Source organism: Lentzea indica (assembly GCF_012184385.1).
GTDB classification, from domain to species: domain Bacteria; phylum Actinomycetota; class Actinomycetes; order Mycobacteriales; family Pseudonocardiaceae; genus Lentzea; species Lentzea indica.
Genome location: NZ_VSRL01000030.1, coordinates 1 through 12,499 on the forward strand (window position 1 = coordinate 1; position 12,499 = coordinate 12,499).

General features: G+C 67.6%; 17 protein-coding genes. 11 read left to right on the top strand and 6 right to left on the bottom strand.

Annotated features, from left to right (window positions below):
• Positions 1-249 (bottom strand): hypothetical protein (locus FXN61_RS50650; protein ID WP_223165398.1); only part of this gene is annotated, 249 nt, incomplete at its 3' end.
• A gap of 70 nt (positions 250-319) precedes the next feature.
• Here FXN61_RS50650 and FXN61_RS11120 point away from each other — a divergent pair.
• The gene (locus tag FXN61_RS11120; RefSeq protein ID WP_312877648.1) at positions 320-688 is read left to right on the top strand and encodes an iron-sulfur cluster biosynthesis protein; all 369 of its coding nucleotides are present in this window, start codon (positions 320-322) and stop codon (positions 686-688) included.
• A 96-nt stretch (positions 689-784) separates the two neighbouring features.
• On the opposite strand, the gene FXN61_RS11125 is transcribed toward FXN61_RS11120, so the two are convergent.
• The 3 genes from FXN61_RS11125 to FXN61_RS11135 all read right to left on the bottom strand — a co-directional run bounded on the left by FXN61_RS11125 (position 785) and on the right by FXN61_RS11135 (position 3,354).
• Positions 785-1,729: a C40 family peptidase gene (locus FXN61_RS11125; protein ID WP_312877649.1), complete on the bottom strand. Its 945-nt coding sequence runs from the start codon at positions 1,727-1,729 to the stop codon at positions 785-787.
• Between the two features lie 264 nt (positions 1,730-1,993).
• Entirely contained in the window at positions 1,994-2,965 is a 972-nt protein-coding gene (locus FXN61_RS11130) for a C40 family peptidase (RefSeq protein ID WP_312877650.1), read from the bottom strand.
• A 71-nt stretch (positions 2,966-3,036) separates the two neighbouring features.
• Entirely contained in the window at positions 3,037-3,354 is a 318-nt protein-coding gene (locus FXN61_RS11135; protein WP_167972904.1) for a hypothetical protein, read from the bottom strand.
• 131 nt (positions 3,355-3,485) lie between these two features.
• Here FXN61_RS11135 and FXN61_RS11140 point away from each other — a divergent pair, with 131 nt between their 5' ends.
• The 5 genes from FXN61_RS11140 to FXN61_RS11160 are packed head-to-tail and all read left to right on the top strand — an operon-like array spanning position 3,486 to position 8,041.
• Entirely contained in the window at positions 3,486-4,475 is a 990-nt protein-coding gene (locus tag FXN61_RS11140) for an ABC transporter substrate-binding protein (protein WP_167972905.1), read from the top strand.
• Positions 4,476-4,479: 4 nt separating this feature from the next.
• Positions 4,480-5,679, top strand: a complete 1,200-nt coding sequence (locus FXN61_RS11145) for an MFS transporter (RefSeq protein WP_167972907.1) — start codon at positions 4,480-4,482, stop codon at positions 5,677-5,679.
• 51 nt (positions 5,680-5,730) lie between these two features.
• Positions 5,731-6,696 (top strand): hypothetical protein, encoded by a 966-nt coding sequence (locus FXN61_RS11150; RefSeq protein ID WP_167972909.1) that lies wholly within the window; start codon positions 5,731-5,733, stop codon positions 6,694-6,696.
• A gap of 14 nt (positions 6,697-6,710) precedes the next feature.
• Complete coding sequence (gene pip, locus FXN61_RS11155; protein ID WP_167972911.1) at positions 6,711-7,634, top strand: prolyl aminopeptidase; 924 nt, start codon at positions 6,711-6,713, stop codon at positions 7,632-7,634.
• The gene (locus FXN61_RS11160; RefSeq protein ID WP_167972913.1) at positions 7,631-8,041 is read left to right on the top strand and encodes a DnaJ family domain-containing protein; all 411 of its coding nucleotides are present in this window, start codon (positions 7,631-7,633) and stop codon (positions 8,039-8,041) included. Before pip ends, FXN61_RS11160 begins: the two co-directional genes overlap by 4 nt.
• On the opposite strand, the gene FXN61_RS11165 is transcribed toward FXN61_RS11160, so the two are convergent.
• Complete coding sequence (locus FXN61_RS11165; protein WP_167972915.1) at positions 8,042-8,560, bottom strand: lytic polysaccharide monooxygenase auxiliary activity family 9 protein; 519 nt, start codon at positions 8,558-8,560, stop codon at positions 8,042-8,044. It abuts the gene before it with no gap.
• Between the two features lie 211 nt (positions 8,561-8,771).
• Here FXN61_RS11165 and FXN61_RS11170 point away from each other — a divergent pair, with 211 nt between their 5' ends.
• From FXN61_RS11170 to FXN61_RS11185, 4 genes are all read left to right on the top strand, one after another.
• Positions 8,772-9,242 carry a redoxin domain-containing protein gene (locus tag FXN61_RS11170; RefSeq protein WP_167972917.1) on the top strand — a complete coding sequence of 157 codons (471 nt, stop codon included), beginning with the start codon at positions 8,772-8,774 and terminating at the stop codon, positions 9,240-9,242.
• 147 nt (positions 9,243-9,389) lie between these two features.
• Complete coding sequence (locus tag FXN61_RS11175) at positions 9,390-9,683, top strand: HPF/RaiA family ribosome-associated protein (protein ID WP_167972920.1); 294 nt, start codon at positions 9,390-9,392, stop codon at positions 9,681-9,683.
• Positions 9,684-9,864: 181 nt separating this feature from the next.
• A complete protein-coding gene (locus tag FXN61_RS11180; RefSeq protein ID WP_167972922.1) occupies positions 9,865-10,212 on the top strand; it encodes a YciI family protein in 348 nt (115 codons plus the stop codon).
• Complete coding sequence (locus tag FXN61_RS11185; RefSeq protein WP_167972925.1) at positions 10,212-11,444, top strand: RNA polymerase sigma factor; 1,233 nt, start codon at positions 10,212-10,214, stop codon at positions 11,442-11,444. Before FXN61_RS11180 ends, FXN61_RS11185 begins: the two co-directional genes overlap by 1 nt.
• Here FXN61_RS11185 and FXN61_RS11190 read toward each other — a convergent pair.
• Positions 11,346-11,891 carry a copper resistance CopC family protein gene (locus tag FXN61_RS11190; RefSeq protein ID WP_167972927.1) on the bottom strand — a complete coding sequence of 182 codons (546 nt, stop codon included), beginning with the start codon at positions 11,889-11,891 and terminating at the stop codon, positions 11,346-11,348. The two genes, FXN61_RS11185 and FXN61_RS11190, sit on opposite strands and share 99 nt — an antisense overlap.
• Positions 11,892-11,986: 95 nt before the next feature.
• On the opposite strand from FXN61_RS11190, the gene FXN61_RS11195 reads away from it, so the two are divergent.
• Positions 11,987-12,496, top strand: a complete 510-nt coding sequence (locus FXN61_RS11195; RefSeq protein WP_167972930.1) for a sigma-70 family RNA polymerase sigma factor — start codon at positions 11,987-11,989, stop codon at positions 12,494-12,496.
• The last annotated feature ends 3 nt before the right edge of the window (positions 12,497-12,499 follow it).

Sequence of the window (12,499 nt, forward strand, 5' to 3'; positions counted from 1 at the left end):
CGCCGCTTTTGCACGCGCCTCGCGCCACGCCCGGTCTGACGTCCGAGGGGCGAGCGCGCACGGGCGGAGTCGCGCGCCCTGGCTCACCGCCGCGACCCGGTCGAACGCAGCCGCGAGAAGGGCCGCCGCCGCCAGGAGGTGCTCGACAGCCTGCTGGTGCCCGGCGTGCAGGCACCGTCGTTCGCCGACTCGTGGCGCCTGGTCGCCGAACTGATCCCCGTGCAGCGCGTGTGCTCGACGTGCGGCCACGTCCGAAATGAGGTGACACGCCCGGCCCATCGCGTTGCATGAGGCCAATTACCTGCGACTTTGATGATCGGTGGTTGAACTCGGCTCAGGCTGGGAACACGGAACGAGTTTCTTGTTTCCTGCTGAAGGGGCCGACATGCTGGAAGTGACGCCGATGGCTGCTGAGGTCATCAACGAGCTGACGTCACAGTCGGATGGCACCACCGACGACGTCGGCCTGCGCTTTGCTCTGGCCGCCGAACAGAACAGCCAGGCGGCCCTCGAACTGTCGCTGAGCGAACCCGTCGACGGTGACGAGGTGGTGGCGGCCCCCGCGGGCGCCAAGGTCATCATGGAACCGGCTGCCGCCCAGTACCTCGAGGACAAGGTCCTCGACGTGCGTCAGGACTCCGAGGGCAACCCGGCCTTCGCCATCGCCCGCCAGGATCAGCCCACCTGACCCCGGGGTGAAGCAAGACCGGTGAAGCAGAACGGGTGAAGCAGAACGCCCCCTCCCCGGACCGGAGGCCGGGAAGGGGGCGCTTCACGAGCGACGTCAGCCCTCGACGCGACGGATGGCGCTGATCGGGCCGATCGAGTTGATGTCGGCGATCTTCACCGGCACGCCCTCGGTGGAGGCGTGGACGGCACGCACGTTGTCGATCGCCAGGGCCACGTGGGACTGGCTGGAGTAGTAGACGATGATGTCGCCGGCCTTGACCTCGCCACGGCTGACGGAGCGGCCCGCGGCGGCCTGGGCGTAGCTGGTGCGGCCGATCGACACGCCCGCGAAGGCGTAGGCCTTCTGGATCAGCGACGAGCAGTCCCAGGAGTCCGGGCCGTTGGAGCCGTAGACGTAGGGCTCGCCGCGCTGGTCGAGAGCGAACTGCACGGCCTTGCCGGCGGTGCCGGGCGGGACCGAGATGTTCGACATGTCGCCGGCGTTCTTCAGCGCGTTCCTCGTGGAGGCGCTCAGCGAGTCGTACTGGGCCTTGGCCTCTTTGAGCTGCTTGTCGAGGTCGGCCTTCTTCTGCTCGACCTCTCCGAGCAGCTTCTTCGACGCCTCGGTGGCGTCGTTCGCCGACTTCGTCGCGGCGTCGGCCGCGTTGACGGCGTCGGTGAGGTTCTTCAGCGCCTCGGCGTTGTCGGCCGCGAGGATGTTGATGGCCGACATGCGGTTGAGGAAGTCCTGCTGCGAGTCGCTCACGAGCAGCGCGGAGATCTGGTTGAAACGCGCGCCCGAGTAGGTGGCCTCGGTGAGGACGTCGACCTGTCCGCGGAGGGACTCTTCGGCCTTCTGGGCGACCGCGAGGTCACCCTTGGCCTTGTCCAGTTCCCCCTGCTTGGCCTTCAGGTCGTCCTGGGCCTTGAGGTGGTCCTGGTTGAGCTTGGAAGCCTTCTCGGAGAGCTCGTTGTACTTCGCGAGCGCGTCAGCGGCAGAAGGCTGTGCGGTGGCCGGGGCCGTGGGGAGAGCTGCTGCGACGACCGCTGCGGTCGCCACGAACGCTCCACGCACGGTGCGGCGTGAGGGGTGCGACAACACGTCGCGGGTCCTCCTTTGTCCTGGCAGCCGCCCCGCGAGAACTACTGCGGGTAAGGCGGCAACCTTGGCGTGTGCCCCGAGTGGGTTAACTGCTGGGCCGAAGGTCTCGGACAGGTTACGGAACGACCTTGTGTTCGTCCACCACCGGGTCCCCAACAGTTCACCGGCCAGCACGCTCTCACGGTCGCCTACGTCGGTTTATCGCGGGGTGGGAGAGAAGCGTCACCCGACCACCCGGCGAATCACCGAAATGGGTCCGATCGAGTCGATGTTGGCGATTTTCACCGGCACGCCCTCAGTGGACGCGTGCACCGCGCGGGTGCCGTCCACGGCCATGGCCACGTGCGACTGACCTGAGTAGTAGATGATGAGATCGCCCGGCGCGACCTCGCCGCGACCCACTCCGCGGCCGACCTTCGCCTGGTCGTAGGTGACACGAGGAATGGACACCCCTGCTGCCCGGTAGGCGGCCTGCATCAGCGACGAGCAGTCCCACGAGTTGGGCCCGTTCGAGCCGAACACGTACGGCTTGCCCTGCTCGCCCAGCGCGAAGTTCAGCGCCACCCCGGCCGCGCCCGCCGGTACCGACACGGAGACCTTGGGACCGGGAGCCGCCAAAGTCTGCTTCTGCGGCGCGGACAGCGACTGGTACTTGGTCCGCGCGACCGTCACCTGCTGGTCCATGGCGACCTTGCGCGTGGAGACGTCCGCGGCGAACTTCTCCGCGGCGGTTGCCGCGGTGGTCGCGTCGGTGCTCGCCTTCTTCGCGGCGGCCAGCGTGGCGTTCATCCGCGATACCGCGTCGTTCTGGTCGGCGGCGATGATGTTCATCGCCTCCATCCGCTCCAGGAAGTCCTGCTGGGACGTCGACGTCAGAAACGCTGACAGGTTGTTGAGCCTGGCGCCCTCGAACGACGCGGTGGTCAGCACGTCGACCTGGCCGCGATACTGCTCGGACTCGGCCAGCGCCTTCTTCTCCGCCTCGGTGGCGGCGACCACGATCGCCTTCGCCCTGGACAGGTCGCTCTGGGCCTTGAGGTGGTCCTGGCTGAGCTTCTCCGCCTCCCGCGTCAGGTCGGTGTAGGCCTTCAGCGCGTCGTCGGCGGGCTGGGCGTGCGCCGAAGGCATCGACACCACCGTCGCGGCGACTACGGCGGCCAGAGCGGTGGTCCTTGCAGCACGTCGGCCGGGCACGCGGCCTCCTCAGAGAGTCGGAAACAACTTCTGAGGAGGCGTACGGCCGAACAGTCGACAGGGTTCAGCGATCAGGCCGCCCGGTGTGCCTCGATCGAGGCACGGCACGCGGCGATCAGCCGGGCGGTGGCGGCGCTGCCCCCGCGCCCACAGCGGGGGCAGCGCATCGCGACATCACCGGAGAGCTCGTCGACCGCCACGCCGAGCTCGGCGTCGCAGCCGCGGCACCAGCGGTGTCGCGTGACCGGGTTGACGTGCACGGGCGACGAGACGCACTGGTGGATCCACCTGCCGTGCACGTGGCAGGTCAGGCGGTCGTCAGGCGCCAGAACGCCGTTGTTCTCCGCGTGGTCTTCCTCGACCAGTGTTGCGATGAGCGTGGCGATCATGACGACCCTCCGATCCGGAACTTTGCCTCTACTACCTCGTCGAAGGAACGGCCTCGGAATCGACATGGGACGCCAACTTCCTCAACGCCCTCTTGATAGGTTAGGTAAGGCTAAACTCAGGAGGTGGACAGGTGCGCAGGACAGTCGCCGCGGTTCTGCTGCTCGGCCTAGTGGCCGGGTGTGGCGGGAACGCTCCCACGGAGCAACAGGGCCAGTGGTCGTTCAAGGACGATCGCGGCAAGGAGGTCACCGCGCCGAAGCGGCCGGAGCGCGTCGTCGCGCAGGTGTCCGCCGCGGGTGCGCTCAAGGACTTCGGCGTCAACGTGGTCGGCACGTTCGGCCCGCTCAAGCGCGCGGACGGCAGCACCGACCCCGAGGCCGGCAGCATCGACCCGAGCCAGGTCACCGACGTCACCGGCCCCGGCTACGGTGAGATCGACTTCGAGAAGTTCGCCGCGCTGAACGCCGACCTGGTCGTCGCGGGCCACTACCCCGAGGTCACCGGGCTCTGGCACCTCACAGCCGAGTTCGAGGAGAAGGTGCTCAAGGTCGCGCCGACCGTCGGCATCGGACAGTCCAAGATCCAGCTGCCGGACGGCGTCAAGCGCTTCCGCGAGCTCGCCAAGGCGCTCGGCGGTGACGTCGAGTCGGCCAAGGTGAAGGCCGACGAGGAGGCGTTCACCAAGGCAGCGGACCGGCTCAAGGCCATCGGCGCGAAGATGAAGGCGGCGAACCAGAAGATCCAGGTCGTCGGCGCGGACCCGAAGCTCTTCTACGTCGCGGTGCCGGCCCGCAACCCCGACCTCGACTGGTACTCGAAGGAGCTCGGCCTGCCGCTGCTCACGCCGGACAAGCCAGACACCGAGGGTGGCGGCTACTTCCAGTCGCTGTCGTGGGAGAACTCCGGCACCTACAAAGAGCACGTGATCATGTGGGACACCCGCCAGCACGTGCTCGGCCCGGAGAAGATGAAGGAGGGCCACCCGGTCTTCCAGGCATTGCCCGCCGTGCAGGCCAACCGGTTCGTGGAGTGGAACGCGGTGGCCCCGCTGAGCTACGCCTCCTACGCCAAGATCATGAATAAATTGGCTGACCAGCTCGAACAGGTGTTGGCACGATGAGCGAGTGCTGACGCTTCTGAAGGAGAACGGCCCGTTGCGCGTGCTCGGCACCGCACGGGTCGTTTCTGTTGTGGGGGACGCGCTCAGCCTGGTCACGCTGATGGTGCACGTGCAGTCGATCCTGGGGAAGGCCATCGCGGTGGCCGCGCTGCTGCTGGTCGGCGACTTCGCGCCGTCGCTGCTCAGTCCGCTGACCGGGGTCATCAGCGACAGGTTCGACCGGCGCACCGTCATGATCGTCTGCGAGGTCGCGCAGGGCGTGCTGCTGGCGGTCATCGCGTTCACCCTGCCGCCGTTGCCGATCCTGCTCGTGCTCGTCGGTGTGCGAGCCGTGATCGGTCAGATCTTCATCCCGGCCTCGCGGGCGGCCGTGCCGAGCCTGGTCGCGCGGAAGGACCTCGGACAGGCGAACACCGTGATGGGCCTGGGTTCCAACAGCGCCGACGTGATCGGGCCGTTCCTCGCCGCCGCGCTCCTGCAGTTCATGGACACCCGAGGCGTGCTGCTCGTGGACGCCGTTTCGTTCGGTCTGTCGGCGTTGTTGTTGCTGCGGCTGCCGAAGCTGATCGTGCCGTCGGAGCAGGGGGAGACCTTGTTCACCGACGTGAAAGCCGGCCTGAGCGAGATCTGGCGCAACCGGGCGCTGCGGATCGTCTTCCTCGGCTTCTGCGGTGTCGTCGCGTGCACCGCGATCGACGACGTGGCGCTGCTGCAGCTGACCATGGTCGTGTTCGGCGAGTCCGAGAGCGTGGCCGGAGTGGTCCTCGGTGCCGTGGGCATCGGTCTGCTCGCCGGCTACGCCTTGCTGGCCAGGGGATCGGCCAGGCTGAGCATGGTCACGTTGCTCGTCACCGGTTTCGTGATCAGCAGCGCCGGCAACCTGTTCACCGGTCTCGCGTGGGGTGTCGCGTCGGCGTTCGCGCTGCAGACCGTGCGCGGGATCGGCATCGCGGCGATGGACGTCGCGCACAGCACGTTGATCCAGCGGCTCGTGCCCGGCGATCGAACAGGCAGGGTGTTCGGCAACTTCTACGGCGGAATCGGTGTGGCCGCGGCGGTTTCGTACATCGGCGGTGGTCTGCTGCTGGACGCCGTCGGGCCTGAGCTGACGTTCATCCTCAGCGGTGGCGCGGGTGTGCTGGTGGCGGTCTGGGTGGTTGCCGCTTCACGGGCAAGAGGTGTTGAGTGGGAATCAGCCTCTTGAGGGGAGAAGGCGATGTGGGGGAAACGCATTGCTGTTCTTGTGATTTCACTGTTGTTGACGGGATTGACCACTTCGGTCGCGCACGCCGGTACCGGGGTCGTGCCCGCGTCGACGTCCTGGGTGTCCGCTGACCGCGGCTGGGTGCTGGGCCTGGACACCCTGTGCCAGACCGCGAAGTGCCCGCAGCTCGTCCGCACGCTCGACGGCGGGACGTCGTGGACTCGCGTGAAGACGCCGGCGCTGTCCGTGCCGGAGACGGATCGGTTGCGGGTGGTCTTCGCGAACGACGCCGCGGGCATGGTGACCGATGGCGAGCAGCTCTTCGTCACCAGCAACGGCGGCACGCGCTGGGAACCGTCGGGAATCAAGGGAACCGTTGGGGCACTGGGGTTCGACAGCTCAGGGTTCCTCGCGGTGATCTACGACGGAACGTCCAGCAGGTTGTTCCACCGCGAGCTGTGGTTCGGCTCGTGGCAGCCGGTGCCGGGGATCGAGGTGAAGGGCCAGGCGTTCGGCGACATCGCGGAAGGCCAGGTTTCGCTGTCGAGGTTCGGTGAGGAGAACCGGTACTGGACGCGGTCTCCGTCTGGCTGGCTGGAGGAACCCGCGCCGTGCACGGTCTTCGCGGCCACGCGGCTCGGCACGGTCGGCACCGACCGTTATGCGTTGTGCAGCTTCGATCCCGGCTTCGGGAACATGACGAAGGAGCTGCTCAGGTCTGACGGCGGGCCCTTCAAAGTTGTCAGCGTGCCGCCGCGTGAGGGCATCACGACCGGCTTCGCGATCTCTCCTGAGGCGGCACTCGTGGCCGCGACCGGACGTGACTGGTCGTTCGTCCACCGCGGTCCCGGCGAGAAGTGGGACACGCTGCTCACGCTCGGCGGGCCGCCGTTCGAGGACCTGGCGTTCTCCGACCCGCGGCACGCCACGCTGGTGCGCGGCGGACCCGGTCAGGAGTTCGCCGAGGTCTACCGGTCCGACGACGCCGGGTTGACCTGGAAACTGGTGAGGATCTAGCTACGCTGAAGATCATGGAGCCTTACGAACACGGCATGCTCGACGTCGGGGACGGCAACCAGATCTACTGGGAAGTCGTCGGCAACCCGGACGGCAAGCCTGCCGTGTTCCTCCACGGAGGTCCGGGCGGCCCGGCGAAGGGCGCCCGCAAGGCCCTCGACCCCGAGAAGTTCAAGCTGGTGATCTTTCACCAGCGCGGCTGCGGTCAGAGCACGCCGCACGCGAGCGACCCCGCCGTGGACATGGGTCTCAACACGACCGACCACCTGATCGCCGACATGGAGAAGCTCCGCGAGCACCTCGGCATCGAGAAGTGGCTGGTGTACGGCGGATCCTGGGGTGTCACGCTCGGCATCGCCTACGCGCAACGTCACCCCGAACGCGTCACCGAGATGATCCTGATCGCGGTCACCCTCTCGTCCGCCCGTGAGCTGGATTGGCTCTACAAGGGCGTTTCCCGGTTCTTCCCGGAGGCCTGGGAGCGGTTCAGCGCGCACGTCGGCGACGCGCCGGACGTCGTGCGCGCGTATGCGGACCTGATGGAGAACCCGGACCGCGCCGTGCGGGAGCAGGCCGCGCTCGAGTGGTGCCGGTGGGAGGACACCGTGCTGTCGCTGGAGAGCTTCGGCAAGGCGACCGTGTTCGGCGATCGGGCGTCCGACGACATAATCGCGCTCGCGCGGATCATCGCGCACTACTACGCGAACCTGGGTTTCGTCGAGGACGGCTCGTTGCTGCGCGACGCCGGCAAGCTCGCGGGCATCCCGGCCGCGCTGATCCACGGCCGTCGTGACATGAGCTGTCCGGCGGACACGGCCCATGCGTTGGCACAGGCGTGGCCGGACGCCGAGCTGACCCTCGTGGACGACGCCGGCCACAAGGGCAGCCCCGCGTTCGTCGAGGCGATTCAAGCCGCAGTCAGGAGGTTCTCCCCATGACGCAACGCAAACCGCCGGGCATGGACTTCGAGTCGTGGATCGACAAGCAGATCCGCGAAGCCCAGGAACGCGGAGAGTTCGACGGCCTGCCGAGCGCGGGCAAGCCGTTGCCGGGAGCGGGCGAGCCGCTCGAAGAAGACTGGTGGATCAAGAAGAAGGTGCGGGAGGAAGAGGGCAATGCAGGGTTGCCCCCTTCCCTGGTGCTGCGCAAGCAGGCCGAGACCGCCAAGGCCCGTGCCCTGGCGGCCACGACCGACGACGAGGCGCGCGCGATCATCGGGGAGATGAACGCGAAGATCCTCGACGCACTGCGCAAACCGTTGTCGGGCCCGCCGTTGAACCTCATGCCGTTCGACGTCGAGCAGGTGGTGCGTGAGCGGAAGGGGAACTCGCGCACCGATCGGTGATCAGCTCGCGTTGACGTCGATGCAGGAGTAGAACGCCATCGGGGTGTCGCCGATGTTCCAGATGGCGAGCACCTTGTGCCGGCCGGCCGACCCCAGGTTCACGCTGTGCGAGACGGTGGCCGGAGGCTGCTGGTTGTTGCCGCTGAACGTCGCGACCTTGCGGCCGTCGACGAAGTACTCGTAGTCACGAGTGCGGTGGCGTGCCGTGAACGTCCAGTTGAACTTCACCGTGCGGCCGACGTTCGCGACCTTCCACCCCTTGCTGTCGTTGTTGAGCACGGCGAACTGCGACAGGTTTGCGTGGCAGTTGCGCAGGCCCTTCGGGCCCTCGACGGACTGCGGTTCGTACTGGATGGCCCCGCAGTCCCTGACAGCGCCACTGGCACATTGCGCCTGACGGCTGGCAGGCGAAGACACATAGCCGTGCGCGAACGCAGTACCGGTGGGGAGAGCCACGAGGACCAACGGTGCCGCCAGAACGCCTGCCAGAGCGGCAGCAAGCCTGGGTCGATTCTTCATGTGACTTCCTTTGCCTTGATGTGCTTGCGTGCAGTTACATCGCGGCGGCGGTTGAAGGTCTAGACCATACCGCGCGTAATCGGGAAGCCACAAGGTGTGTCGGATAGATCAGTCACGTAAGCGATCGGCGCTCAGCTTTCGGTCGCCGGCGTTTGGTGGCTGAACCGGAGGAGGCGCAAGGCCGTACGCACAGACAGGAGGTGAGGAGCCCATGCGCTTCCTCGGAGTGCTGCTCGGAATGGTGCTGCTGCTCACGGGATGTGCGGAGAAGGCGCCGCCACCTGAGAAGTTCCAGTTCACCGCGAAAACCCTGGAGGGCGCGGAGTTCCGCGGTGACAAGCTCGTCGGCCAGCCTGCCGTGCTGTGGTTCTGGACGCCCTGGTGCCCGTCGTGCAACGCCGAGGCGAAGACCGTCGCGGAGATCGCCAAGCGCCACAACAAGGTTCAGTTCGTCGGTGTCGCGGCGGAGGACCAGCTCGACGCGATGAAGAAGTTCGTGTCCGACCACGAGATGACCGGGTTTCCGCACCTGGCGGACCTCGACGGTTCGGTGTGGAAGCGGTTCGGCGTGACCGCTCAGCCCACGTTCGCGTTCGTGCGCACTGACGGCTCGGTGGAACTGCTCACCGGCGCTCCCAGCGAAGAACAGCTCGACCAGAAGGTCTCCGCATTGGTCCAGTGAGATCACCAGGTCCCCCAGCCGCACCATCATCTCAGGAGAAAGACCCTGCGCTGTCGGGACCAACGCCTGGTTCGGCGTTGCGATCGGATTCGTATCGTCGGACCGGCCACGTTGCGATGCCGCGTGGCCTTGAGGAGGCAGGTGTCGATGGACTACATCCAGGTCTCGCTCGCGGACGCCATTCCGGAGCAGGCCAGGGACTACGCGTCAGCGCGAATCGGCTCGCTGGACCGGTACGCCCCGGACCGTGTCGACTTCGCGTGGGTCAACCTGACTTCGGACAAGTCCGTGATCCACGCGCACGCCAGGCTCGACCTGAAGTGGGTCGAGGTGCAGGCGTACGCGGAGGCGAACACGGTCACCGAGGTGATCGATCTGCTGCGGGAACGCATGCGGCGTCAACTCGTCTCGATGCACGACTGCGTGCCCGTGCCCAGCTGACCTCGGTGAACCGAACCCACCACTCGGCGGCGGACGGGTGGTGGGTTCACCGCACCCTTTTCGCGGTTCCCCGCGCCAGGCTCGCGGCCGAGTCGTCGAGCGGATGGATCGACGGGATCATGTCGCCATGGTTGTCGATTCCGGCGGCCCGCGTTCGTACAAGGGGCGAAAGGAGACCACCATGACGCAGAAGTACCTGCTCAGCATCTACCAGCCCGACGGAGAGGTCCCTCCGCCCGAGGTGCTCGACCCGATCATGGAGAACCTGGGGAAGCTCAACGAGGAGATGCAGACCTCGGGCGCCTGGGTGTTCGCGGTCGGTCTGCACCCGCCGTCGACCGCGACCGTGCTGCGGGCCAAGGACGACGACGTGCTGATGACCGACGGCCCGTTCGTGGAGGGCAAGGAGCACATCGGCGGTTTCACGGTCATCCAGGCCGCTGATCTGGACGAGGCGCTGGAGTGGGGACGCAGGCTCGCGACCGTGCTCAGCCCGTTGTCGATCGAGGTCAGGCCGATCGCGTTCTGATGATCGAGGAGATCTTCCGCGCGGAGTACGGCCGCGCGGTGTCCGTCCTGACCCGCGTTCTCGGCGACATCGACCTCGCCGAGGAGGCGGTGCAGGACGCCTTCACCACGGCCGCCGAGCAGTGGCCGGTCAAAGGCGTGCCGCCGGCTCCGGCCGGCTGGATCATCACGACCGCCCGCAACCGTGCGATCGACAGGCTGCGCCGCGAGACCAAGGGGCACGAGAAGCACGTGCAGGCCGCACTGCTTCAACACGAGCCGGACGAGGAGGTGGGAGACGTGCCCGACGACCGGCTGCGGCTGATCTTCACGTGCTGCCACCCGTCGCTGGCGCTGCAGGCCCAGGTCGCGTTGACGTTGAAACTCCTCGGCGGCCTGACGACGGCGGAGATCGCCAGGGCGTTCCTGGTGCCGGAACCCACGATGGCGCAACGGATCGTGCGGGCGAAGGGCAAGATCCGCGCGGCCCGCATCCCGTACCGGGTGCCGCGCGACGCCGACCTGCCAGGACGCCTCAAGGCGGTGCTCGCCGTCGTCTACCTGATCTTCAACGAGGGCTACCTGGACAGGGAGTCCCTCGAGGCGGAGGCGATCAGGCTCGGCCGGGTGCTGGCGGGGCTCATGCCGGACGAGCCCGAGGTGTGGGGGCTGCTGGCGTTGATGCTGCTCGTCGCGTCACGCCGGCGGGCACGGCTGCGCGACGGCGAGATCGTCCTGCTCGAACACCAGGACAGGTCGGAGTGGGACGCGGGCCTGATCGCCGAGGGCCAGGACATCGTGCGCCGCTGCCTGCGCTGGAACCAGCCGGGCCCGTACCAGATCCAGGCCGCGATCAACGCCGTGCACAGCGATCCGCCGACCGACTGGCACCAGGTCGTGGCGCTCTACGACCAGCTGATGGCGATCACGCCGAGCCCGGTCGTGGCACTGCATCGCGCGGTCGCGGTCGCGGAGGTCGAGGGTCCGGAGAAGGCGCTGCACGAGGTCGACGCGCTCGAACTCGACCGCTACCACCTGTTCCACGCCGTCCGTGCGGATCTGTTGACGCGGCTCGGCAGAGACCCGGTCGCGGCGCTGGAGGCCGCGCTCGAACGGGCTGAGCACCCCGCCGAACGCGACCTCCTGCGCAAGCGGCTAGGTCTTGCGGCGGCGGACCAGCAGGATCACGCCGACGAGCACGATCAGCACGACCACGATCCACAACCAGGCGGGAACGCCACCGGACTCCGATGACGTGGTCGACGGGGGAGCGTTGGACACCGGCGCGCTCATCGTCACGGAGGAGGTCGGGGCTTCGGACGACGTCTGCGCCGCGACGTTCATCGTGAAGGTGAACGTGCCCGTGATGACGTCACCGTCGTCGGACTGCGCGCGCCACGCAAGCGTGTGCGCACCCGCCTTGGCCGCGGCGGAGTCGACCGTCGCGGTGATCGTCTTGTCGACGGCGTGCGCCTGGGTGACCGGCCACTTGGCGCCGTCGGGTCCCGTGATGGTGACCGCGTCGCCGTCGGGCAGGCTGATGACGCCGCTGAACGTCAGCTCGATCTGCTGGGGCGGGGTGTCGAGTGCCGCGCCGGACGCCGGACTGCTGCTCTTGAGCTCGGCGTGGGCCTGCGCGGGGACGGCCACGGCCGTCGCGGCGAGCAGTGCCAGCACGAGCATGCTGAAGTAACGCCTCACGTGCGCAGAGTAATGGCCCGCATGCGGTAAGGGATTCCTTATCGGATTGGACAGGGTCGTTGCCTCCCGGCAGGGTGCCGATTTCACTGACCGGCATGCACGACTTCCTCCACGTGCTCTACGAGGACCACCACCACAGTCTGCTGAACTACGCGACCCGGCTGACCGGAGACCGCGCGGCCGCCGAGGACGTGGTGCAGGAGACCTTCCTGCGGGCGTGGCGGCATCCCGAATCGTTCGCCGACGGGTCGTCCGCTCGCGGCTGGCTGATCACGGTGGCGCGCAACGTCGTCATCGACAGGGCACGGGCCAGGACGGTGCGGCCGCACGAGACCGGCGAGCACGAACCGGAACCGATACCGGATCACGCGCAGCACGTCGTCGACTCGTTGGTGATGGGAACCGTGCTCGCGTCACTGTCCTATGAACACCGGCGCGTGCTCACCGAGCTCTACTACAACGGCCGCACGTACACCGAGGCTGCTGTGTGTCTGGGCGTGCCGACCGGGACGGTGAAGTCCCGCTCGCACTACGCGTTGTGCGAGCTGCGCCGGGCGTTCCAGCTCGAACCTGGCCAGATCCTCGCACCGCGGCCGACCGGTTGAGCC

Coding starts and splice junctions, on each gene's coding strand:
- pip (WP_167972911.1), top strand. CDS start 6,711: ATGGAGCCTTACGAACACGGCATGCTCGACGTCGGGGACGGCAACCAG.
- FXN61_RS11135 (WP_167972904.1), bottom strand. CDS start 3,354: ATGATCGCCACGCTCATCGCAACACTGGTCGAGGAAGACCACGCGGAG.
- FXN61_RS11175 (WP_167972920.1), top strand. CDS start 9,390: ATGGACTACATCCAGGTCTCGCTCGCGGACGCCATTCCGGAGCAGGCC.
- FXN61_RS11170 (WP_167972917.1), top strand. CDS start 8,772: ATGCGCTTCCTCGGAGTGCTGCTCGGAATGGTGCTGCTGCTCACGGGA.
- FXN61_RS11180 (WP_167972922.1), top strand. CDS start 9,865: ATGACGCAGAAGTACCTGCTCAGCATCTACCAGCCCGACGGAGAGGTC.
- FXN61_RS11160 (WP_167972913.1), top strand. CDS start 7,631: ATGACGCAACGCAAACCGCCGGGCATGGACTTCGAGTCGTGGATCGAC.
- FXN61_RS11195 (WP_167972930.1), top strand. CDS start 11,987: ATGCACGACTTCCTCCACGTGCTCTACGAGGACCACCACCACAGTCTG.
- FXN61_RS11165 (WP_167972915.1), bottom strand. CDS start 8,560: ATGAAGAATCGACCCAGGCTTGCTGCCGCTCTGGCAGGCGTTCTGGCG.
- FXN61_RS11185 (WP_167972925.1), top strand. CDS start 10,212: ATGATCGAGGAGATCTTCCGCGCGGAGTACGGCCGCGCGGTGTCCGTC.